General features: G+C 63.4%; 19 protein-coding genes and 3 pseudogenes. 8 read left to right on the top strand and 14 right to left on the bottom strand.

Features of this window, described 5'->3' with window-relative positions:
- Nucleotides 1–125 precede the first annotated feature (125 nt).
- The 12 genes and pseudogenes from ACVWZ8_RS24050 to ACVWZ8_RS23995 all read right to left on the bottom strand — a co-directional run bounded on the left by ACVWZ8_RS24050 (nucleotide 126) and on the right by ACVWZ8_RS23995 (nucleotide 13596).
- Nucleotides 126–1724 carry a 4-hydroxyphenylacetate 3-hydroxylase family protein gene (locus tag ACVWZ8_RS24050; protein ID WP_456506313.1) on the bottom strand — a complete coding sequence of 533 codons (1599 nt, stop codon included), beginning with the start codon at nucleotides 1722–1724 and terminating at the stop codon, nucleotides 126–128.
- A 34-nt stretch (nucleotides 1725–1758) separates the two neighbouring features.
- Nucleotides 1759–2337 (bottom strand): flavin reductase family protein, encoded by a 579-nt coding sequence (locus tag ACVWZ8_RS24045; protein WP_456506312.1) that lies wholly within the window; start codon nucleotides 2335–2337, stop codon nucleotides 1759–1761.
- A gap of 134 nt (nucleotides 2338–2471) precedes the next feature.
- Nucleotides 2472–3322 (bottom strand): annotated as a pseudogene (gene catA / locus ACVWZ8_RS24040) (catechol 1,2-dioxygenase).
- A 184-nt stretch (nucleotides 3323–3506) separates the two neighbouring features.
- Nucleotides 3507–3785 carry a muconolactone Delta-isomerase gene (gene catC, locus ACVWZ8_RS24035; RefSeq protein ID WP_456506311.1) on the bottom strand — a complete coding sequence of 93 codons (279 nt, stop codon included), beginning with the start codon at nucleotides 3783–3785 and terminating at the stop codon, nucleotides 3507–3509.
- A 22-nt stretch (nucleotides 3786–3807) separates the two neighbouring features.
- Nucleotides 3808–4908, bottom strand: coding sequence for a mandelate racemase/muconate lactonizing enzyme family protein (locus ACVWZ8_RS24030; protein ID WP_456506310.1), 1101 nt, complete (start codon nucleotides 4906–4908; stop codon nucleotides 3808–3810).
- Nucleotides 4898–5818, bottom strand: a complete 921-nt coding sequence (locus ACVWZ8_RS24025) for a LysR substrate-binding domain-containing protein (RefSeq protein WP_456506309.1) — start codon at nucleotides 5816–5818, stop codon at nucleotides 4898–4900. The genes ACVWZ8_RS24030 and ACVWZ8_RS24025 overlap by 11 nt, the downstream gene beginning before the upstream one ends.
- A gap of 899 nt (nucleotides 5819–6717) precedes the next feature.
- On the bottom strand, nucleotides 6718–6957 hold the full coding sequence (locus ACVWZ8_RS24020) for a helix-turn-helix domain-containing protein (RefSeq protein WP_456506308.1): 240 nt from the start codon (nucleotides 6955–6957) through the stop codon (nucleotides 6718–6720).
- Entirely contained in the window at nucleotides 6941–7294 is a 354-nt protein-coding gene (locus ACVWZ8_RS24015) for a recombinase family protein (RefSeq protein ID WP_456506307.1), read from the bottom strand. The genes ACVWZ8_RS24020 and ACVWZ8_RS24015 overlap by 17 nt, the downstream gene beginning before the upstream one ends.
- A 139-nt stretch (nucleotides 7295–7433) precedes the next feature.
- Nucleotides 7434–8305, bottom strand: a pseudogene (locus ACVWZ8_RS24010) (ISL3 family transposase); the annotation flags it as partial.
- 363 nt (nucleotides 8306–8668) lie between these two features.
- Nucleotides 8669–9970, bottom strand: coding sequence for an ISL3 family transposase (locus ACVWZ8_RS24005; protein WP_456506306.1), 1302 nt, complete (start codon nucleotides 9968–9970; stop codon nucleotides 8669–8671).
- 210 nt (nucleotides 9971–10180) lie between these two features.
- The gene (locus ACVWZ8_RS24000; protein WP_456506305.1) at nucleotides 10181–11203 is read right to left on the bottom strand and encodes a metallophosphoesterase; all 1023 of its coding nucleotides are present in this window, start codon (nucleotides 11201–11203) and stop codon (nucleotides 10181–10183) included.
- A 161-nt stretch (nucleotides 11204–11364) separates the two neighbouring features.
- Entirely contained in the window at nucleotides 11365–13596 is a 2232-nt protein-coding gene (locus ACVWZ8_RS23995; protein WP_456506304.1) for a PKD domain-containing protein, read from the bottom strand.
- A 249-nt stretch (nucleotides 13597–13845) separates the two neighbouring features.
- Here ACVWZ8_RS23995 and ACVWZ8_RS23990 point away from each other — a divergent pair, with 249 nt between their 5' ends.
- The 7 genes from ACVWZ8_RS23990 to ACVWZ8_RS23960 all read left to right on the top strand — a co-directional run bounded on the left by ACVWZ8_RS23990 (nucleotide 13846) and on the right by ACVWZ8_RS23960 (nucleotide 17927).
- Nucleotides 13846–14076 (top strand): hypothetical protein, encoded by a 231-nt coding sequence (locus ACVWZ8_RS23990; RefSeq protein WP_456506303.1) that lies wholly within the window; start codon nucleotides 13846–13848, stop codon nucleotides 14074–14076.
- Nucleotides 14077–14171: 95 nt separating this feature from the next.
- Complete coding sequence (locus ACVWZ8_RS23985; RefSeq protein WP_456506302.1) at nucleotides 14172–14567, top strand: VOC family protein; 396 nt, start codon at nucleotides 14172–14174, stop codon at nucleotides 14565–14567.
- A gap of 226 nt (nucleotides 14568–14793) precedes the next feature.
- Complete coding sequence (locus ACVWZ8_RS23980) at nucleotides 14794–15129, top strand: DUF309 domain-containing protein (protein WP_456506301.1); 336 nt, start codon at nucleotides 14794–14796, stop codon at nucleotides 15127–15129.
- A 530-nt stretch (nucleotides 15130–15659) separates the two neighbouring features.
- On the top strand, nucleotides 15660–16193 hold the full coding sequence (locus ACVWZ8_RS23975; RefSeq protein WP_456506300.1) for a LysE family transporter: 534 nt from the start codon (nucleotides 15660–15662) through the stop codon (nucleotides 16191–16193).
- Between the two features lie 339 nt (nucleotides 16194–16532).
- Nucleotides 16533–16754: a hypothetical protein gene (locus ACVWZ8_RS23970; protein WP_456506299.1), complete on the top strand. Its 222-nt coding sequence runs from the start codon at nucleotides 16533–16535 to the stop codon at nucleotides 16752–16754.
- Nucleotides 16755–16853: 99 nt separating this feature from the next.
- Nucleotides 16854–17447, top strand: coding sequence for a hypothetical protein (locus tag ACVWZ8_RS23965; RefSeq protein ID WP_456506298.1), 594 nt, complete (start codon nucleotides 16854–16856; stop codon nucleotides 17445–17447).
- A gap of 78 nt (nucleotides 17448–17525) precedes the next feature.
- Nucleotides 17526–17927 (top strand): transposase, encoded by a 402-nt coding sequence (locus ACVWZ8_RS23960; RefSeq protein WP_456506297.1) that lies wholly within the window; start codon nucleotides 17526–17528, stop codon nucleotides 17925–17927.
- A 33-nt stretch (nucleotides 17928–17960) separates the two neighbouring features.
- On the opposite strand, the gene istB is transcribed toward ACVWZ8_RS23960, so the two are convergent.
- Together istB and istA are read right to left on the bottom strand one after the other, a co-directional pair.
- Nucleotides 17961–18764: an IS21-like element helper ATPase IstB gene (istB, locus tag ACVWZ8_RS23955; protein ID WP_456506296.1), complete on the bottom strand. Its 804-nt coding sequence runs from the start codon at nucleotides 18762–18764 to the stop codon at nucleotides 17961–17963.
- On the bottom strand, nucleotides 18761–20254 hold the full coding sequence (istA, locus tag ACVWZ8_RS23950; RefSeq protein ID WP_456506295.1) for an IS21 family transposase: 1494 nt from the start codon (nucleotides 20252–20254) through the stop codon (nucleotides 18761–18763). The genes istB and istA overlap by 4 nt, the downstream gene beginning before the upstream one ends.
- Nucleotides 20255–20439: 185 nt before the next feature.
- Between istA and ACVWZ8_RS23945 the strand changes: the two are divergent.
- A pseudogene (locus ACVWZ8_RS23945) lies at nucleotides 20440–21498 on the top strand (IS1380 family transposase); the annotation flags it as partial.
- Nucleotides 21499–21524 lie beyond the last annotated feature (26 nt).

The raw sequence follows: 21524 nt of genomic DNA, 5'->3' as shown, positions 1-21524 counted from the left end.
ACTCCTGTCAGTTTTCTGATTCCCGCAGGCGACTCTGCCTGGCGGGCGGGTGTGTTTGTTATGCGAGAGGCACCCCCGGAACTGGTCCGGGAGTGCCCCCCCATGATTGATTTGTGTGAGCAGGCTCAGCTGCGTTTGAGGAAGAGGCTGACGTCGTCGTTGCTGATCAGGTCAGGCACGGTCCAGCCGTCAAGGTCGTATTCGGCCAGGCAGAGGTCGGCGAAGCCCTTCATGGCGTCGGTGGTGCCCTGGGCCTGGGCGGCGAAAAGGATCTCGGCCTTGACGTTCTCGTGGTTGCCGGAGTAGTTCCGTTCGTAGAGTTCGTGCCGGCCGCCGAACTCGGTGCCGATCGAGTCCCAGAGCAGCTTCATGAGCTTGACCCGGTCCACGGCCTCCACACCGTCGGAGCCGCGGACGTACTTGTCCAGGTACGGGCGGATCTCCGGGGTCTTGAAGTCCAGGGCGGAGGAGTTCAGGTAGATCAGGCCGGAGGCGACGTCCTGTTCGATGATTTCCTTGATCCGCGGGTAGCCGATCGCCATGAACATCCGGTAGGCCAGGCCGTAGTCCAACTTGGGCAAGACGGTTCCGTTGGGGCCCGCGTCCGGATTGAGCGTCATACCGTCGATGAGTGCGCGGAACATGTTCCGCCAGCCGAGCACCTCGCCTACGCGGGTTTGGACGCCGCGGAAGTCCTGGGTGCCGGCAATTTCCAGGGCCTTCATCAGCAGCCCCGCGATGAAGTCCAGTTTGGTGGCGAGACGGATGACGCCCTGGAACGTGAAGCGGTTGATGAAGCCTGTCTGCGGGAAGAAGTTGTTGATCTTTTCCACATCCCCGTAGGCGAAGACGTTTTCCCAGGGGATCAGGACCTTGTCGAAAACGAACACGGAATCGTTCTCGTCCATCCGGCTTGATAGCGGGTAGTCGAACGGGGTGCCCATCACGGCGGCCTGGTGGCTGTACGAGGCACGGCTGATCAGCTTCACCCCGGGCGCGTCCATCGGCACGGTGCAGATCAGCGCGAATTCCTTGCGCTTGATGGGCAGCCCGTAGTGCGCGATGAAGTTGTAGTTCGTGATCGCCGATCCCGTGGCAACCACCTTGGCACCGGAGACAATCAGCCCGGACCCGGTCTCCTTTTCGACCTTCATGAACACGTCACCGACCTGGTCCGGCGGGAGGTGGCGGTCCACCGGCGGGTTGATTATGGCGTGGTTCCAGTACAGGACCTTTTCCTGGGATTCCTTGTACCAGCGCTTCGCGTTCTCCTGGAACGGCTCGTAGAAGTCCGGCATGCCACCGAGGGTACCCAGGAAGGCGGCCTTGTAGTCCGGGGAACGGCCCAGCCAGCCGTAGGACATCCGCGCCCAGGTCTCGATGGCGGTGCGGTCTTGCTTGAGGTCCTCGACGCTGCGCGGGGCGCGGAAGAAGGACATGGTCTTGCCACCGGAGCCGGTGTCCGTGGGGACCATCAGCTTGTCCTGCAGCTCTGGCTTGTGCATGGCGTCGTAAAGCCGGGCGGCCATGCGGATGGAGTTCCGGAACGCCGGGTGGGTGGTCACGTCCTTGACGCGCTCACCATAAATCCACACTTCACGGTCGTCCTTGAGCGAGTTGATGTATTCATCCCCCGTCATTGGCATCTTCGGGTTGGCGGGGGTGGTCCTTTCATCCATGGAGGGGACAGATGAAGGAACATTCTGGTCCAGGGTCTCGGTCATGATGTTTCCTTTCAGGAAAAGACTGCGGAGGGGGTTACGGGGTGGTGAAGGGTTTGAAGGAGCTGGAGCCGGCAAACCAGCCGGACTCGGGGGCGTCGCCGGAGTGGTCCCAGGGGGCGCCTTCAACCAGCCTTCCGATTTCGCGGAACTTTCCGCCGAAGAACAGGAGCGGGGGCCGCTGGGTGATCTCCATGGCGATGACTTCGCCGACGACGATGATGTGGTCGCCGCCGTCGTAGATGTTCCAGGGCCGGCATTCGAGCGTTGCCGCGTTCCTGGTCAGCACCGGAACGGTGCCGTCGACGGTCCATTCCGGTTCGTCGTCCATGACTTTGCCGGCGAAATGCAGGGCCACGTCCATCTGCTCCAAGGAGAGGATGTTGATGGCGAAGGGTGCTCCCTCCAGGTACCGGGCGGCCCGGGACGTGCGGGTCAGCGTCACTTGGGCCAGTGGCGGATCCAAGGAGACGGCGGTGAAGGCGTTGACAGTCGCGCCGTGCGGGACGCCGTCGTCCGAGCGGGTGGTGACCACCGTGACGCCGGTCGCGAACGTCCCGAAGGCGTGGCGCAGTTCGCGGGTGTCAATAGGGGCCATGACTGCTTGCTGAGTCACTGCTGCCTCCTTAGATCTGGCCTGTTTTGGCAAGGCGGTATCAGGGTGGGTGGTTTGTTCGGGCGGGCCGCTTGTTTGCGGTGCTCGCGGCCCTCCCGTAGTGAATCGGCGTGTCCACCGGGTAGTCCCGGGTGTCAGTCCTGTGGGTCGAGGACGAAGTTGTAGGTGACCTCGCTGCCGGCACCGTCGGTGCGGTCGCTCGGCGCCAGGACAAGTTCGGGCTTGACTGCCGAGGCGATGTCGTCGGCGACGTGTTCGTCGCCTTCGAAGTACAGCTGCGTGGTGATGAGCTGGTGTTCCGGTGCGGAGACTTTCAGGTGGAGGTGGGCCGGGCGCCAGGCGTGCCAGCCGGCTGCGGCGATGAGCTGGCCACAGGCTCCGTCCGTGGGGATTTGGTACGGGGCCGGCTGCATCGTGTTGATTTGGAAGTTGCCGTCCTGGTCCGCCACCACGGTGCCGCGGAGGTTCCATTCCGGGAGGTTGGGGGCGAACTGCGAATAGAAGCCGAGGTCGTCCGCGTGCCAGATTTCGATCTTGGCGCCGGCAAGCGGATGGCCGGCCACGCTGGTGACCTTGCCTTGGAAGAGCAGGGGGGTGCCGGGCTCGTCCTCGCGCATGGGGAGTGTGGCCGGGGTGTTCTGTTCGGGCGAATTCGGCAGGTAGTAGGGGCCTTCGATGGTGCCCTTGGAGCCGTGCCGGTTGGTGTTGGCCACTTCCTCCACGGAGTGCTCCACCCAGACATCCAGGAACAGCGGCCACTCGCCGTCTTCGCCGACCTTGATGAGCCATGCCTTGAGGGCGTTGTACTCCTCGTAGCTGACATGTTCTTCAAGAACGATGTCGTTGATGGCCTTGATGACCCGGCCTGCGAGCTTGTTGACCCGCTCCTGGCTGGTTGCTGCGGTGTGAACTGCTTGTTCTCCCGGAACCGGGCGGTGGCCCCTGCGCCCGAAGAGGCCGCGGTTGCGTGAGTTTCCGTCGTCATGATGACTCCTTTGTCGCTGAACGTCTGAGCGGTGCTTGCCCGGTCCCTACCGAATCGGCCTGTTATGGCCGGGGTCACATCCTGCTAATGGAACAAGCCTAGGAGCCGAATTGGTTGAAGTGAAATACCTATTTGAGCCTTATTGAAACCTTATGCATATGAATACCGTGGAATGGGCCGTCAACTATTTGACGGCGGACGGATGCTTGGCGAGCGGGGTCACCTTCATGTCCATATAGGGGAAGAGTGGAAGCCCGGAGAGCAGCGTGTGCAGTTCATCGTTGTCGGCAACATCGAACACCGAGTAGTTGGAGTATTCGCCTGCGACGCGCCACAAATGTGCCCAGCGGCCGTCCCGCTGGAGGCCCCGGGAGTACTCCCGTTCTTCAGCCTTGATGGCTTCAGCTTTCTCCTGGGGCATGTCATGGGGGATAGTGACGTCCATTCGGACCAGATACAGCATGTCTTCTCCAAGGGGTTGGTTGTTAGTCCTGGCGGTACTTTTCCAGCTTGTCGGGATCAATTTCGGCGCCCACGCCTGGAACTTCGCGGACCCTGATAGCGCCGTCGACGATGCCCAGGGGATCGGCCAGCAGGTCATCTGTCATGTCCAGGAAGTTCGATAGCTCCCCGGCGCGCCGGGAGCTAGCCTCGAATGCCGCCCCAAAGGTGACTGTGGCCAGGCTGCCGACCTGCGTATCGATCTGGTTGCCCATGGTGACGTCCACGCCCAGGCCCTCGCAGAGCCCCAGAATCTGTTGTGCTTCCGTGAAGCCGCTCCTGGCCGTCTTGATGCAGACGGCATTGCTTCCGCCAGAGAGCAGCTCGCGGGACACATCGCCCAGGGTGGGCATGCTTTCGTCTCCGACGATGGGGATCTTCGAATGCTGAACCAGCCTCCGGCGCCCCAGGGCCTCGCCCGCATCGCAGGGCTCCTCAAGCATGGACAAGCCCAGGTCTTCGGTGCGGCGCAGCACCTCCATGGCCTCATTGGCGGTCCAGCCGCGGTTGGCATCCAAATAGATCTCCGTGTCCGGGCCCAGCCCCTGACGGAGCACCCGGCACGCCTCGATATCCAGCTCAAGGGGCCGCCGGCCGGTCTTTAGCTTGAAGGTATTGATCCCGTACACGCTGCGGAATTCCAGGGCTTCGTCCAGGAGTTGGGCGGCCGGTTTGAAGCCCAGCATGTGCGAAACCCGCATGCTGTCAGTGAATCCACCCAGCAGCTTGTGTACAGGAGTGCCCAGGGAAATGCCGATGACGTCCCACAGTGCGATGTCCAAGGCACCTTTGGCGGTGGGGTTGTTCACGGTCCGCCCAAGGATCTGCTGGATCTTTGACCGGTCCAGGGGGTCCAGGCCGATCAGTTGCGGTGCGAACACCTTGGTCACCACGGAGATGATGGAATCCTGGGTCTCCCCGTAGGTGTAGGGCCTGGGCGGGGTGTCCGCCACACCGACGATGCCGGTATCGGTGTACACGCGGATCAGGACATGCTCCGCAGTGCTCACCTGGCCGCTGGCGAACTTCAGGGGGCGAGCGTACGGGATGGCATAAGGGATGGCCTCAATGCGCTCAATCTTCATGGGCTGAGTCCTTTGTTGGCGGCGCTACCGGTGCGATGTTGGGCAGGGTGTCGAAGAGGGCGAGGAAGTTATCGATCAAGGGGGTCCGGTTGTTCCGGTTCCAGGCCACGGCCAGGTCCACCGGCGGCGGATTCCGCAAGGGGCGGAAGGCGACACCCTGGAAGGTGAACATCCGCGATGTCATGGGCACCAGGGCAATGCCCATTCCGGCCGCCACGAGAGAGAGCAAGGTGGAGGTCTCCTTCGCTTCCTGGACCATCCGTGGCTGGAAACCTGCCCGCCGGCAGGCGTCCACGAAAATCGTGTTCACGGCCGAATGCGTCGGATAGCCAATGAAGTCCTGTTCCGCAAGATCCTTGATGTCCAGCACGCCTTTTTCTGCCAGCTCGGAATCGGCCGGCAGGGCCGCCACCAACTCGTCCTGCTCAAGGAACTTCAGTTCCAACTCACTGGAGCGCACCGGCGGCCGCAGCACGGCGACGTCGAGACGTCCTTCCTCCAGTGCCGCCTCCATCATCGGGGTCAGCATTTCCCCCTGGACCGTTATACGCAGTCCGGGAAGCCGGCGGCGCGCCGCCTGCACGATGACAGGCATCAGCCGGTACGTGGCCGTGCCCGTAAAACCGGCCCGGATGACACCGGTGGCACCAGCACCCACCTGTCCGACGTCTGACTCAAGCGTCTCAAGCTCTTCCACGAGCCGCCGTCCGCGGTCCAGCAAGAGCTGCCCGGCGGGCGTGAGTTCCACCTTCCGGGTAGTCCTCATCAACAAGGGCGTCCCGAGCTGTTCCTCGAGCTGGCGGATCTGCTGGGATAGAGGGGGCTGGGCCATGTGCAGCCGCTTCGCTGCCCGGCCGAAATGCCGCTCCTCAGCAACAGCAATGAAGTATCTGAGATGACGCGTCTCCATTGAAGCCCCTTCACAAGTCCGACGCAGACAAAGTTCTCCGTCCCAAACAGATTAGAACGCACGGATTAGTAAACAGAAATACCCATTCTAATAAGAATGAGACGTTGCGAATATGAATCGTCGCCAGTCTTCGCCCCCGCCCCCGCCCCTGCCCCTCAGCTTGGGCGAGACAATACTCCCTCTCAAACGCCGCGTCAGAGATCGCCTGCCTGTCCATGCCGTCGCATCTTCCCTTGCCGCCATGCTTGTGCCGGGCGAACTCGGCCGGTGGTTCCGCTAAAACAGCTACCCCCTGGTCCTGAGCTCTTCGGGCGACATTCAGGGCGGAGGCACGCAAAAGTGGTTCTACCTCGGAGATATCGGCTTTGGGCGGATCTCCTGCCTTTCGCGGCAGGCTGCCTCTTGCTGGCCGTGCTGCTGGTGTTCGCTGCCACCGGTTCATGGAGCCCTTCGCTGTTCTGCAACCTTCCGTACTCGCCCTGAAGGCCGGCGCCGAAGGGTCGAATGTCGTTGTCATTTTCAAAAGGCGACTGCACGGAATATCAGAAGTCGTCTGCACAACTGAGGCCACTGCCATCCGGTGCGCCCGTTCGGGAAGGCAGCCGACGCCCCGAGAAGCCCCCGGGCGGTGCGCTGCGGAAACGAAGGATTCCGGGGAAAGCCAGGAATCGAGATTCGGCGGCCCCGTCATATGCCTGCCGACCGTCGTCCTGCAGCGGAGAATCGCCTGTATAGGGGGTCCCAGTAGTTTTCGCCGAAAATCGGGCGGATATGGGCCCGGAATGAGGGCATCACTTTGGCTGTGAAGGCTGATCGGGGTCTGAGGAGGATCGGCACGGAAATTCACGCAAGGGCATACTGGAGGTAATTCCGGGTGTGGGCGGCGAAATATTGCGGCTCTAACCGAGAACGTCGCCTGCACGTTTGATGGCCCGGTAGACGGTGGAGCGGGCAACGCCGAAGAGTTCGGCGATCTCCGTTGTGGTGTGCATGCCGCCCCGGTGGATGCTCACGAGGTGGGCTTCCTGCTTTTTGGAGAGTTTAGGCTGCCGGCCTCGAAGCTTGCCGTTGGCCTTCGCCACAGCCATGCCTTCGCGGGTCCGGGCGCGGATGAGGTCGGATTCAAATTCGGCGACCATGCCCAGGACGTTGAACAGCAGTTGGGTCTGCCGACTCGTGTGGGTTGTAGATGCTGCCGCCGATGTTGAGGGTCACGCCCTTGCGTGTGAGCTCGTCGGCGATATCCCTCGCATCCGGCAGGGACCGTGCGAGCCGGTCAAGTTTGGTCACGACGAACGTGTCGCCGCCGCGGCACGCGGCCAGGGCTTTTTCCAGCCCGGGTCGGTCGCGTTTGGTGCCGGTGAACCCGTGGTCGACGTGGACCATCTCGGCGTCGACGCCGAGGGCGTGGAGGCCATGGTGCTGGGCGGTGAGATCCTGGGTGCTGGTCGAGCAGCGGGCGTAGCCGATGACCATGCTTCGGACTGTAGCGTATAAGGCACCTTCACCGGGCATTAATTCGGGCAGGGTATACGGGAATCCGGCAAGGGCGGAAACACGCGGATGTGAAGAAGGCCCAAGGGCAGCGTCGGGACGTCCGGTGGACGACCGGCTAACGGGCACGCCGGAGCGGGTCCCCGGCTCTGCCGCGGTGCCCGCAGCTCTGTTGCTGGACCCGCCGCCGGCACGAGTCCAGGGCATCGCCGGCCAGACGGACGACGTGGAAGGGATCCATCACCGGGACCGCGTCGGGGAGTTCCTCGGCAGCGGCGCTTTTGAACCCGGAGAACCCGTCCATGGCGACGACCTCAACCCCGTCCCGCCAGTGCTGGGGGCGTTCCTGCAGCCAGGTCGCGAAGGCTTGTTTCGAGCGGCCCTGACCATGTCCAGCAGGCGGGAAGGGCCGGTGCCGTCGCGGATTGGGGTCAGGTCAATGATGACGGTGACGTACTTGTCTCCGCGGCGGGTGTGCCGCCAGACATGCTCATCAACACCGATGACTTTCACACCGGCGAAGCGGTGCGGATCATCGATCAAGACTCTCCGTCCTTCGGCCAGGACGGCCTTGTTCGCGGTATTCCAGGTGACGCCGAGTCCTTCCGCGATCCGGGCGACCGTGAGGTGTTGGCAGACGATGCCTTCCAACGCCCAGCGCAGCCCCCGGCGGGAGAGTTTCGCCCGCGGCTCGGCAGCTTTGGAAGTGTCCTGCCGCCACACGTGCCCGCACCCCGTGCAGCGGTATCGGCGGATACTGAGCAGCAGCGTGGTCGGCCGCCATCCGAACGGCTCATGGCCCAGTTCGCGGGTCACCGTGTCACGGGGAACGCCCTGGCACCCGCACTTCCGGCACCAGTCATCAGGATCAACAACACGGCAGGCAAGGACGGCACGGCCCGGGCGGACATACTGCCCGGTCACTTCGAGTCCGAGTCCGTCGAGGCGGCAGAATGTGGTCAGGTCAGGGCATTGGAAGGTAGCGTTAAACACGAGGGCCTTGCGGTAGAAAAATCAAGATCTAGACAATCCGATTCTCTCCCAAGGCCCTCACCTCAGCCGAAACAACCTCCCCGCCCCGGACTTCTCACGCGGCAGCGCCGATTACACTCTCAATTCTGAAGAGACGGTAAAGTGGTCGTTGCCCTGGTACAGGCTGGGCATACCCGTACTTGTGGACCAACCGCTACCTGTGTAGCTGAACTGATTCAAACCCGCTCCGACGGTAGCGTCGTTCAGCGTTTGAGTGGCGGCTCCACTCAGGCTGGCAGACGTTAACCATGCGCCGACCAAAGCGGCAGCGAGCAACGTAGCCAGCCCGCGCCGCAAAATGGGCTCTCCTGACTCTTCCGTGGGTCAATTTCGGCCGGGGAGCACCGGTTTGTGACCACCGAGGCTAAGCATCGCGAGGGCGATGAGTGCTTCGGGTGATTTGAAGCCGAAGGCGATGCGGGTGATGAGTCTGATCTTGGTGTTCATCGATTCGACTCGTCCGTTGGAGAGCCCATGCTCGATCGCGGCGAGGATCGCGGCGCGGTGGTTGACGATGCTGCGTTGGAGCTTCACGAACGCGGGGATCCGGCACCGGCGCGCCCAGGCGACCCATTTATCGAGGGCTTCGGCGGCTTCGTCGTGGGGCAGTTTGAAGATGACCCGGAGTCCTTCCTTGAGGTAGTAGGCCCGGCCGAGGGTGGGGTCCGTCTGCACGATCCAGGCGAGCTTGACCTGCTGCTTCTCGGTCAGGTTCTCCGGGTTCTTCCAGAGCGCGTAGCGGGAGTTCTTCAGACCGGCTGCGCGGGCACTGTCCGGGCGGGGCGGCGCGTCTTTCGCGGGCCGGCCGCGGCCGCGCTTGGCCTCGGTGGTCCGGGCCGCTTTGCGGGCGTCGTTCCACGCGGCCCGGCGCACCTCGTCGAGGGCTTCGGTGGCCCATTTGACGACGTGGAACGGGTCGGCGCAGCGGACCGCATTCGGGCACCGCTGGGCCACGACAACGGCGATCCACGCGGCCCCGTCGGCGGAAACGTGCGTGATCCGGGCGCAGCGCTCTACCCCGAGGGCGTCGAAGAACGTGCCCAGGGTGGCCTTGTCCTGGCCCGGGGCCGCCCAGACCAGCCGGCCGCTGTCGTGGTCCACGACGACGGTCAGATACTTGTGGCCACGCTTGTAGGAGATCTCGTCGATGCCGATCCGCCTCAGGCCGGCGAACTGGTCGTGGAGCTTGCTGGTATCGTCCCAGACCCGGGTGATGATCGCCCCGACCGTGCGCCAGGCGATCCGCATCAGCTCCGTGATGGCGGTCTTGGACGTTTGCGTGGCCAGCCAGGCGACCTGCGCGTCGAAATGATGGGTGTGGCCGGCCTGATGCCGGGCCCACGGCACGGCGGCCACGGTCACGCCGTGGACCCGGCAGGACACCCTCGGGGCGTCGGCTTCCAACTCGACTCGGACCGCCCCGGCGTCCAGTGCCCGCCAGCGCCGTCGACCCTGGCCCTGGTCGTATTTCGGGCAACGGCGGCGGCAGATCCCGCACCGGTTCCGCATCGAGCCTGTCGGCCTGACAGAGGCGACCAGAATCCCCGTTTTGTCGTCCAGATCGATGGCCTCCAGCACCGTTTTCTCGACACCGAGCATTGTTCGCCATAGTCTTGCATTTCGCACGCCGTTTTCCCGTTCTAAAAGTTTCTGTTCCTTAGACAGTCAGAAACCTAGACAGGAAGCGGCGTGCGGTCGTTAAGGCGCTCTGAAAACGCCCACGGAAGAGTCAGGAGAGCCGCAAAAAATGGTTGAATTTATCTTCATGTGATCGCCTAAGTATTAACCATCACGGTACGCTCGTATTTCAAGACGGAATTCAGCTTCTTTCCGAAGTTATTTCCCGATGCTGAAGGCGTCGGTGAAGGTGTATCCGGCTGCGGGAACAAATCTCACGTCCATCCGCGTGCTGGTCACGGTGACATCCAAGGTTCCCAGGGCTGGATTTTCGTTGGTCCCGGACCAGGCGTCAAAGTAGGGCTTTTCGGGATCGTCGGTGTTGATTTCGCGGATGCTCTTGCCTCCGACGCCGATCGTGGTGAAAACAGTTCCCTTTCCTTTGGTCAGAGCGTCGTCGCTGTCAACCACGCACTCTGGTGTGACATCCCTGATAAACAGGTAGGTGCAGGTCCTGGTTAGGCCGAGCTGGTGCGTTCGTTGGTAGATGTGTTCATGGCCGGTCAGCACGAGATCCACATTTTTGCTGATCAGAAGGTTCGTCAGTGCTTGGCCTGCGTCACAGCCATAGTTCCCCATGCTGAAGCACGGGGTATGCATGCCCACCACTGTCCAGGGAATGTCCGCCGTACGGGCACCGTCAATGGCAGATTCGGTCCACCGCCACCGCTCGCTGTCCCTCGAATAGTCCAAAACGCCTTCCGGGAACTCCAGGCCGGGCGAGACCAGAATCAGCCTCACCAGTGGGTGCTCCTGGGGGACGTCCACGTACCACTGTTTGCCGTACTCGCCCTGCAGGCCGGGCAACTTGTTGGGCAGGCAGTTGGCGAAGTTCTCTATATGCCCCTCTTCACCATTACTTTCGTGGTTTCCTGCCACCACCTCATAAGGAAACTCCGGGCCGAGCTTTGCGGTGATTAGGTCACAGAATGCCTGCTCCGGGCCTTGCGCGTAGGACAGGTCTCCGAGGGTGACGTTGAAATCGGGTCCAAGTTCCTTGATTTTGTCGAGCACCGCTTTGGCGCCCTTTCCCATGCCGACGTCCCCGGCTGCCGTAAAACGCACAGACCTTCCATCGGGAGGCGCCGAACTCTCGGGTACGGCAAATTCGCAACCTGCCAACCCGCCACAGGTCAGGAAGGCCAAAACGACCGAGGCAACTACTTTCTGCCATGCCAGCATGTGACCACCATCCCTCGTTTTGAGTATTGTGTAGTGGTTCGTAAGGGTACGCCCTGGCAAGGACCGTTCTCGCGGGGATTCTGAATGCCGCCGCTCATGCGCAAAAGGTGCAAGAAGCGGCTTGCCAGACATAGAAGAGTCGTAGGGCTGCCAGCTGGCGGTCAGCTGGCTGGCTTGAGCGCGGTGCGCCAGGCTGCTGTCCCCCGGATTGCGCTTAAGGTCCAGGTTGCTGTGCCGGTGGCCCCGGCGGTTGCCTGCACGGCGTCGGCCTGTTCGGCTTCCTGGCCGCCGGCGGCTTCCCAGCGTTCGGTCCAGCCGCTGGGGGGGGTGAAGACCGGTGAGGCGCAGTCGCAGGCGATCGCGCCGATCAGCATGGCCCCGTTGGTTGCCGTGGTGATGCTGCCCACGGTGAGGCTCGTTTTAGTCCAGCTGGTGTCCACTGCGGTGACCACGCTGCTGTCCAGGGGTGTGGTGTTGTTGACTCCCCGGTAGGCGGTGATCCCGCCGCCCCATTTCACTGATGTGCTGAACGTCCAGGTGTAGCTGGCGGGGTCGGTGGCGCCTGCCACGTGGTAGTAGCTGAACAGGCGTGCGCCTGTGCTGACGGACAGTCCGTTGACGATGGCTGTCCAACCGGCGGGCGGGGTCATGGTCGGGTTCAGGTCGCCGGCGATGGAGGCCACCAGCACGTCACCGGCGGCGGTACCGGCCGGTGTGGGCAGCGTGGCGGTCGGTGTTGCTGTCCCCGAATACGTGGTGCTGGAATTTACTACCGTGATCCCCCCGGCGGCCGGTGGCGGGGTCGCGGCAGTGACGGTAATCGTGGCGTTGGCGGAAGTGGACCCTGTGCTGTTGGTGGCCGTGAGCGTGGCGGTGTAGGTCCCTGCTGCGGCGTAGCTGTGGGTAGGGTTCTGCGTGGTGGAAGTCCCGCCGTCACCAAAGGCCCAGGCCCAGGACGTCGGCGATCCAGTGGAGGTATCGGTGAAGGCCACGTTCAACGGCGCCGTGCCGGAGGTCGGGGTTGCTGTGAACGACGCCGTGGGCGCGGCCGGGGCAGGGGTGGGTGTGCCCAGCGGCCGGTCCGAGAACCAGTAGCGCTTGGCGACGTTGTCGGTGGCCAGCACCACGATCCCGGTGGAACTGTTCACGCTTTGTTTGGTGGTGGTTACGTCGTTCATGTTCGACGAGGAAGCACTTTGGATGATGGGCGTCCCGCGGCCGGAGGCGAAGACCGGGTTGTCCATGGAGGCGGTCTTTTCGTAGATGGCGCCCGGTACCCCTGACCACTTGCATCCGCTCACGGATGTGGGCGGTGCGGTCTGGAAGGCGTGGACCAGGTTGTTCTGGGTATCGAGCAGTATCTGCGGGCGGGAGACGCAGTCCCCGGCTACGGAAATCGTTGACTGGGTGAAGGCCCCGGTGCCGGGTTTGAAGACGAGCAGCAGCAATTGAGGCAGTTTCGGATCCGAGGAGGTGTCGTTCAGGCTGGTTTTGACTGCGGCGAAGACCCGGCCGGCGGTGTCCGCCTGCAGGGTTTTGAGGTTCAGGTGGTCATCGGCCTGCCCCTTGCCCTGAATGGCTGGTTGGAGCTTCCATGAGGAGGAGGCGGTCGGTGACGTCCCGTCGGTGCGGGTGGCCCACCACACGGACCCGGTCTTCTGGTCGCTCCACATCACGCCGATTTTTTTCTGCCCGTACGCCACGACGGCTGAGATGTCATCAGGTGCTGGGTGCGGGCTGGAGACAGGCAGGACGAAGGGAGTTGCCCAGCTGCCGCCCCCGGGCGCGGAGTAGTTGGCGTAAACGGTGTTGGTGTACCCGGCCGTGGAGTTCCCCGCGACCTGGGTCCACGTGGCCCAGATGACGCCGGTGGAGTCCTCATCGATGGTCATCGACTCGCTGCTGTTATCGGTGATAATGGTGGGGAAGCCGCTGTCCAGGGTGTAGGTGCCGTTGGAATAGCTGTAACGGTAGAGCCGCGCGGGCTGGCCGGACACCGAGTCCACCGGTCTCCCGTCGCTGGAAACCGTCACCACATGGGAGGCGATATACAAATGGGTGCCGTCCCAAAGCGTGTCCGACAAGGTGCTGCCCCGATTGTCGTTAAGCACGCCAGTGTCCACCCAGGACGCCGTGGCACGGTTCAGACGGTAAATATGCCATCCACTGCCCGTAGTCCACATATTCGCCCACCAGGAACCGTCATTCCACCACAGCTTGCTCTGCGGCTTATCAGAAGTCGGCGGATTGCTCACCCCGGAGTACGCGATGCTTTGGGTGCCGTAGGCCGGGTCCGCTACAGCTTTCCCCGGCACACCGAGAAGGGCACCGGCCAGGATCAGAAACAGGACCAGGACCTGACCGGTGCGGAGAGTGAAAGAAGTAATTTTCATCGGACGACTCCTGGGCAGCAGCAACAAACACTCGAGGCAGGTCCGCCCGTCGTCCCAGAACCAGCGCCCGCACCACACCCATTAAATCCACAGCGTATGCCCACACCACCGGGCCCGGCAAGAACACACCTGTACCTAATCTGCCTCAGCGCAAATCACCCTCTACCTAAAGCTTTTCAGCGGGCGGCCGCCCCCAACAAGACATCGGCACACCGAATCGGCCAAACTCTGGATCCGGAGACTTCACCGATGCCCATCCTCGCCCGGATTACCAGAGGCAACTTCCGCCTCATCGACCGGCTCTTCACCCAGCTCGAACGGGTCAGGGAGATCAACGAACTCAGCATCACCACCCCCGACGTCATTGAAGCCGCAGCTCAACGCTCGTCATCGGAATCAGCTAAACCGCCAAACCGAGCTGCGAAAAACCGCCATTCCGAACTAACAGTCACATGTAGGTGTACTTTTGAGTTCCCGTAAGGGCCGCCCGCAAAACTGCCCGGTCAAGGATCCTTGAACGCACACCGAGAATTCAAAGCACGCGGCCCGAGCGAAGTGCATGGTTCGAGGGCAGGATGGAGAACATGGAAGTCATTGGGAGCCGCATCCTGCTTCATCCGTCCGAACCTGAGCGGAGCCACCGGTTTTATCGGGACACGTTGGGCTTGGCGATCTACCGAGAGTTCGGGAGTCGTGAAGCGCCGGGCCTCGTGTTCTTCCTGGGAAACGGTTTTCTCGAGGTCAGTGGACGGTCGACTGATCCGCAGGGCAGCGCCTTGGCGATCTGGATGCAGGTTCGCGACGTGCAGCTCGAGCACGATCGGCTCCTGGCGGCCGGGGTACCGGTGATCCGCAAGCCGCAGCAGGAGCCGTGGGGGCTGGTGGAGATGTGGATCGCGGACCCCGACGGAGTGCGCATCGTGCTCGTTGAGGTTCCGAAGGACCACCCCCTACGGCGCGACCAGCGGTGATCATTTCTTCTCTCGCGGCCGCCGTCCCGACGGCATCCTTTGCAGTGGAACGGATGTTCGAAGGGCCGAGCCGTAGCATTGGGCAGATGAAGGTTGGTAAGGTCCACGGACGCTCAGCGCGGAAACTGCAATGACCCGCGACAGGGATCGGGATGCTTCAAGGCGCCCGCGGCAGGCACGGCCACGAGACGCCCTTGGACGGCCGCTGCCGTACGGAAGCGCTGGCGTGGAGCCGACCTCCGAGGAGCCACTGCCCGCGGCGGAGACGTTGGTCTCGGCCCGGAGCCTGGTGGAAGCGGGCCGGCCCTTCGCCGCACATGAGGTACTTGAGGCCCGATGGAAAGCTGGGCCGGCCCAAGAACGCAACCTCTGGCAAGGTCTCGCCCAGATCTGCGTCGGGCTCACCCACGCCGCCCGGGGGAACAGCGTTGGCGCGCTCCGGCTCTTCGAGCGCGGTGCGGCCCGACTCGAGGAGTACGGTTCAGGCGAAGGGCCGACCTACGGGCTCGATTTGTCCGCCGTTGTGAGTTGCGCGCATGATCGGATGGGCACCGGCGGCTGAGCTTGCGACCAAGTTTGTTTGACCATTAACTTGTCCCATAAGGGGAACCTTCACCGGACAGTGCCACATTGCCGCTTTAATGGGGGCTGGCACTTGTCAGCTGGGTTCAACGGGCTCCTGCCTGAGCCGCCCTATGATGTCCTCATGAGTGAGCCCACCAGTGAAGTGCGTCCTAAACCGTGGCGTTGGCCGGGGATTTGGATGCGAGATGAGTCGTTTTGGCGCGACGTAGCGACTAGAACGACGGCGGGGCTGTTGGTAGTTGCCTGCACGTATATCTTTGCCGTAGCCGCTGGGTACCTACATGGCCCTGATGGACCAGACGCGTTGAGGGGAATCACTGCGTTCGCGTTTGTCGTTTCTTTTCTCGGATACGCATTTCTGGGGCAATCGTCGGGTGCCTCGCGCCGCTTTCGATGGATTGGGGCGGCAGTAGTTGTGGCGACATTTGTGGTGTTCGTCCTAACAAGCTTTGCGCTGGGGGGCAACCCCTTCTCCTTCTAGCAAGGGCAACGTAGGCCTAGTGGGGAGTGTCCTTCCTGTCCGTCCAACCCCCGGAGCAGATTGGGCCTACGCCATCCCCGCAGGGCTTCGGCACCCGCACCGTTCTCCCCGCCGTCGGAGGCCTCCTCAGTGGACACCTCATCGCCACGAGCGTGGCCGCCGCAGGAGTCGGGGCGCTGCTGGCCAGTTCACCAGTAATTTTGACAGGCCTCACCCTGGCTGGGGCGGCTCACCTGATCTGGCTCGGAATCGGCATGCTGAGGCCACCCCTCTGTGCCGCAAGCCGGACAGGAGCAGGCGAACCCGTCCAGGCTGCGCCAGGCCTTGACGGTTGCCGGCATCAGCGGACTGAACCCCAAAGTCTTCCTGTTGTTTCTGGCCCTCCTGCACAATTCACCTACCCCAGCGGATCCTGGCCCATCGCCGGGCAGATCGTGGGCCTCGGACTCGTGCACGTGGCCAGCTGCGCCGTCATCTACATTCTTGTTGGTACCGGCGCCCGCTCCGTGCTCGGCACCTGGCGGCCCGGATCGTCAGCCGCATCTCCGGACTGGCAATGATCGGCATCGGACTGTTCCTCTTCGTAGAACAACTCATGCAACTACTCCAGTAAACGAACGCCCGCCAAAAGAGCGTCCGGCGAGGGTCTCAGAAACGAAGGCTTCCGAGACGGCATCGAATCGAAAAGCAGCCTGGAGCTAAGATTCAGAAATTCTAGATGATCGCTATGCGGTTGGCGTTCTGTGATCAGTCGGTTCGTATCAGTGCCCGTAAGCTGGTCGATCAACGTGCCGCGGGAGGCTGCCGGAACGTTCTGCGCAGTTGCTGGCCACGGCTAGGTACGTAAGACCCGCACGGTGATATGGGCGCTGATGGGGGGATTACTGCAACCATGTTCCATGACTGCGATGGGGCACCTCGCCGAAATCCAGAAGCTTTACCGCTTGCTGTTGGATGTACAGGACAGGCTGGGGTACTTGGCTGAGGATGATCTCCTCACGCTGGCGCGGGATGCTGAGCAGGTGCACGGCACGGCGCGTAATGCCGTGGGCGTAGTGGTGCATCATCTGGACGCAGCACGGCAGGTGCTGGCGGTGCTGGAAACCAGGGACGCCGGCTAATCGGCGTCCCGGCGGGGCTGCGGCGGTGCCCGAGTTGAGGATCGCTGCGGCGGCGAAGTAGCAGACCGCAGGCTATGCTCCCCGCGAAGGTCAAGGGAGATGGGGGTGTGGAATCCTTGGGTGATGATGGCGCTGAGTTGGCAGTTGGTGACGACCGGTGTCTTCGTCGGTGGCGGCAGGTTGGCGGTTCCTCTGGCAGAGATCTGGCGCGTGGACCCGTTGACGCTTCGGGATGTGGTCGTGGACCGGCGGGCTATGAGCGCCAGGGTGGGGGAGTATCCGAGCTTGGAGCGGGTATGGGCGTCGTCCCTGCTGGGCCGTGACGGGCAGGCGGTTGCTGAAGGCCGGGTGCTGCTGGCTGGTTCGGCGGACCGGTTCCGGCCCTTGCTGGTGCTGGCCCATGCTTGCCGGCGTTCGCGCCGGTGGCATGAGACGGCGTTGCTGCAGGAAGAGGCCCTGCGCCTTGCTTCGTCACCGGCGCGGGAGGCTCTGGTCCGTTACAAGATCGGTGTGCGTTTCTTTGATGAAGCCCTCTACCGGGACGCGGCAGCTGAATTGGAATGGGCTTATGACCTGTACCGGGCAGCGGGCCGTGAACGCATCGCCACGCTTTGCCTGCCGACGCTCGAACGGGCGCGGGAGGTCCTAGCCTCGATCTTTCATCGGGGGGGTGTTACCGGGCGGCGTAATTAAAGCCTGGAGGGTGCCCTGACGTGGGAAAATGTAGTTACCACACAACATTTTTCATGACACATCAGGAGCACCCTGCAGGTGAGTTACTTTACCGGTTTTTACCCGTCTGTCCGTGTTGATTCTTCCGGAGACGGGGTGGTGTCTCAGGCTGGCGGTGTGGTCCTGACCTCGATGGTGAAGGTGGCTGGTCTTGGTGCTGGTTTGTCGGAGGCTTTAGAGCCGTGGCGCAAGCCCTTTGCCACGCACGACCCGGGCAAAATCCTCAGCGATCTGGCCCTGTCATTGGCCACGGGCGGCGACAGCGTCTCTGACGTTGACCGGCTCCGCAACGAGCCGGAGGTCTACGGGCTCGTTGCGTCGGATCCGACGATCAGTCGGCTGTTCAAGATCCTGGCAACGGTAAAGCCTGCCAAGGCGCTTGGGAATAGCAAGTTGATTTGGCCCCGGGTTAGTCGCTTGTTTTGGCCCCACCCCGGGTAGGGGTTCCCTGCTTGGTCGCCCGCGCGGCCGGGGCTATCCTTTCTGTGCTTGGCGGGTGGTTTTGAGGCGGTAGGAATCGGTGCCAGTGTTGATGATGTGGCCGCGGAACGTCAGCCGGTCCACGATGGCCGCCGCGAGGCGGGGATCGGTGAAGGTCTGGCCCCACTCGCTGAAGTTGGCGTTGGAGGCGCAGGCTATGGACGCACGTTCTTCCCTGGCTGTGATGATTTGGAACAAAAGCTCGGCGCCGTGGGTATCGAGTTTGACGTATCCCACCTCGTCAAGGCAGAGGAGGTCCAGTCGGGCGTACTTTGCGACGAGTCTGGAGAGTTCCTTGTTATCGGCGGCTTCGACGAGTTCGTTGACCAGCGCAGCGGTGGTGATATACCGGACGCGCCGTCCCTGCTCGGCGGCGGCGGTGCCCAGATCGATGAGCAGGTGGGTTTTGCCGGTGCCGGAGTCCCCGAGCAGGACCAGGGGCTCGCCGGCGTCGATCCAGGCTCCGCCGGCCAGTTGGGTCATTGTTGCCGGCGGCAGGTCCGGGATCTGGGTCAGGTCAAGGTCCTCGAGCCGTTTGGGCCGGGGAAACCGGGCTTCCTTGACCCGACGGTCCCGGCGCCGGTCCTCGCGTTCGTCGCATTCAAAGGTCAGTACCTCTGCGAGGTAGCCCTGATGGCTCAACCGCGCCCGGGCGGCCTCTTCGGCCATGGAAGCGGCGATCCTGGCGGTGCCGGAGACGTAGAGGGATTTGCAGGCCGCGCTGATCGCCGCCGCCGCGGCCGGCTCGCTCAGGCCAGCCAGCGACGGCCGTGCCGCCGCCGGACTCAACGGACTCACCGTGCGCCTGCGGCGGCGAGCAGCCGGTCGTAACCGGCCAGTGAGGGCGCCTTGCGTTCTGGCAGGTGGATGACACGGTCGGCGAGCCCCTGGGGCAGGGCCATGGCCGCAGGCGCGAAGGCGGCGTTGGCCCTGGCGGCAATCGCCAGATGGTCCGGGTCGTAATCCGCCGCTGCGATCGCCGCTTCCATGGCCACGGCTACCGGGCCGGCCGGAAGAGTCCTGGCCAGCAGCAGCACCCCGATCAGGGCCCGGGTCCCGGGGCCGTCACCGAGCTGGTGGCGGGCCTTGTCCCAGAACCTTTGGTGAGTGGCGGTGAAGGCACCGGACGCCCGCGCCGCGACCAGGGCGGTGGCCCCGGCCATCGCGCCGGGCTTGCGGGTCAGGACTTCCAGGTAGTGGTCGAGTTCGAGCACATGGGCGTACTTGTGCACGGCGCGCACGTGAGCTGCGATCCGCGCGCCGTCGGCGAAGACCTCAATGAGTGCCGCCCCGACCCGCACGCTGACCCGCCGGCCAGCATAGGCGACCGGCACGGAGTAATAGCACTGCCGCACGCAGACCTCGGCCTTGTGGTTGGCCTTGACCGAGACGGTGGGCCCAGCCTCGAAAACATCCGAAGGCAGCGGCACCAGCTCCGGGGTCTCAGCTGCGGCCGCGGCACCGACGGTGACCGGGCGGGCGGAGATCACCCGGTGGTCGTCCCGGTCCTCGCAGGCAGCCATGAATCCGTTCAAATCCGCCAGGGTCGCGAACTCGGGCACGGGAGTGAGCCAGCGGCGCCGGAACCGGCCGACCTCGCCCTCCACGCCGCCTTTCTCGTGGGCCCCGTCAATGCCCGGGATGCAGAAGAATGAGTCGAAACCGTAATGGGACCTCATGGCGATGAACCGCGGGTTTTCCACTCGCTCCCGGCCCAAGGCAACCCGGATCACGGCGGGGGTCAGGTTGTCGTAGCGGATCATTTTCGACGGGACTCCGCCGAGGCGTTCGAAGGCCACGTTGTGTCCGTCCAGGAAGGATTCCTGGGCCTGATTGGCATACGCCACATGCACTGCCCGGCCCGAATGCGACAGTCGCAGCACGAACATGAACAGCTTGACCATGATCCCGCCGATCAGGGCCTGGAACTCCCCGAAATCGACCTCCGCTTCCGCGCCGGGGGCATGGGTCTGCGGGACCGCGACATCCACGGGGGTGCCCACCAGCTCACGCCGGATCTTCGCCACGGCATGGGTGACAGTGGATTCAGCCACGGTAGCCCCGTGCTCGTCCACCAGCCGCTGCCAAACCCGCCGGGCGGTATGGCGCTGCTTGCGCGGCGCCTGAAGATCAGCGACAAGCCACGCCCTGATGATTTTCAACCACGGGCCCATGGCCGGGGACTCCCGCACAGGTTCCTTGCGCGGCGGCGGCGTCGAGTCGGCCAGCGCGGCACGCACAGTGCGCCGATGCACACCATGGACCCGGGCCAGCTCTCGGACAGACATATCTTTAACTCTCGCATCGCGGCGGATACGCTCGAATTGTTCCACTCTCGATCTCTCTTTCAAACCCGTTCCGTTCTCTAAGTCTTGGACGACAAAGCGAACGCTACGGGCGGGTCGAGGGTGGGGCCAATTCAAGCGACTAAAAGCCCTACAGGTGGGGCCAGTTCAGGATGCCATACCCAAAGGCGCTGGGGGCCATCAATGGCGCCCGTGCCAAGGCCCGGGCGCATGTGTGGGCGCAGGCGGGGAAGGACTCGCCCCTGCATGCGGTGAGCGCGGAGAACCCGCTGGTCATCGACCTCGACGCTTCCCTCCTGAATTCCCATTCAGAGAAGGAAGACGCCCGTCCAACGTGGAAGAAAGGATTCGGATTCCACCCGCTGTGTTCCTTCCTTGACCACGGGATTCTGGGCAACGGTGAGCCGCTGGTGACTCTGCTGCGGCCCGGCAATGCGGGCTCCAACACGGTTGCCGATCACATCCAGGTCGTCAAAGACTCTGTCAAGCAACTCCCCACGGGGTACCGGTCCGGGCGGAAAATCATGATCCGCACGGATTCCGCCGGCGGCACCCACGGGTTCCTGGACTGGCTAACTGCCAAAGGTCGCAACTTCTCCTACTCCGTAGGGTTTCCGATCCACGGCGCGGTGGCCGCTGCCCTGCCCCTGGTCCCCAAAACCGGGTGGACCAAGGCGCATGACAGCGACGGGGTCGAGCGTGACGGCGCCTGGGTCGCGGACATCACCGGCATGCTGGAGCTGTCCTCTTGGCCTGCCGGGATGCGAGTCATCGTCCGCAAGGAAGTCCCGCACGTCGGCGCCCAGCTGCGGATCACCGACATCGATGGGCACCGCTACACGGCCATCGCAACGAACCAGGAAAAGGGCCAACTGGCCTCGTTGGAAGTCCGTCACCGGCTTCGCGCCCGCTGCGAGGACAGGATCCGTAATGCCAAAGACACCGGCCTGGCCAACCTGCCCTTCCACGCCTTTACCGGCAATGAACTCTGGTGCCACGTAGTCATGCTCGCCGCTGAGATCACGGCCTGGACCCAAATGATCGCCTTTACCGGCACTAAGGCCAGACGCTGGGAGCCCAAGAAACTCCGCGCGAGGCTGTTCGAAATCGGCGGTAAAATCGCCAGCCATGCCCGCCGCACCACCCTGCACCTGGCCGCGACAGCACCGGACGTGGCGCTGCTGCTCAAGGGAATAAAGCGCCTCGCAGTACTGAACCCGCCATAGCCGGGATACCCAACCCTCTGCCGCTC

It is taken from the genome of Arthrobacter sp. UYCu723 (assembly GCF_054059215.1).
The sequence above is the reverse complement of the archived record's forward strand: the minus strand, read 5'-3'. Positions and strand labels throughout refer to the sequence as shown.

What these genes read in the sequence shown, in the direction of transcription:
- ACVWZ8_RS24020 (WP_456506308.1), bottom strand. Translation starts at nt 6,957, where the DNA reads ATGGTCGCCGAATTTGAATCCGACCTCATCCGCGCCCGGACCCGCGAA.
- ACVWZ8_RS24030 (WP_456506310.1), bottom strand. Translation starts at nt 4,908, where the DNA reads ATGAAGATTGAGCGCATTGAGGCCATCCCTTATGCCATCCCGTACGCT.
- catC (WP_456506311.1), bottom strand. Translation starts at nt 3,785, where the DNA reads ATGCTGTATCTGGTCCGAATGGACGTCACTATCCCCCATGACATGCCC.
- ACVWZ8_RS24050 (WP_456506313.1), bottom strand. Translation starts at nt 1,724, where the DNA reads ATGACCGAGACCCTGGACCAGAATGTTCCTTCATCTGTCCCCTCCATG.
- ACVWZ8_RS24015 (WP_456506307.1), bottom strand. Translation starts at nt 7,294, where the DNA reads ATGGTCATCGGCTACGCCCGCTGCTCGACCAGCACCCAGGATCTCACC.
- ACVWZ8_RS24000 (WP_456506305.1), bottom strand. Translation starts at nt 11,203, where the DNA reads ATGCTGGCATGGCAGAAAGTAGTTGCCTCGGTCGTTTTGGCCTTCCTG.
- ACVWZ8_RS24025 (WP_456506309.1), bottom strand. Translation starts at nt 5,818, where the DNA reads ATGGAGACGCGTCATCTCAGATACTTCATTGCTGTTGCTGAGGAGCGG.
- ACVWZ8_RS23985 (WP_456506302.1), top strand. Translation starts at nt 14,172, where the DNA reads ATGGAGAACATGGAAGTCATTGGGAGCCGCATCCTGCTTCATCCGTCC.
- ACVWZ8_RS23995 (WP_456506304.1), bottom strand. Translation starts at nt 13,596, where the DNA reads ATGAAAATTACTTCTTTCACTCTCCGCACCGGTCAGGTCCTGGTCCTG.
- istA (WP_456506295.1), bottom strand. Translation starts at nt 20,254, where the DNA reads ATGTCTGTCCGAGAGCTGGCCCGGGTCCATGGTGTGCATCGGCGCACT.
- ACVWZ8_RS23990 (WP_456506303.1), top strand. Translation starts at nt 13,846, where the DNA reads ATGCCCATCCTCGCCCGGATTACCAGAGGCAACTTCCGCCTCATCGAC.
- ACVWZ8_RS23965 (WP_456506298.1), top strand. Translation starts at nt 16,854, where the DNA reads ATGGGGGTGTGGAATCCTTGGGTGATGATGGCGCTGAGTTGGCAGTTG.
- ACVWZ8_RS23970 (WP_456506299.1), top strand. Translation starts at nt 16,533, where the DNA reads ATGACTGCGATGGGGCACCTCGCCGAAATCCAGAAGCTTTACCGCTTG.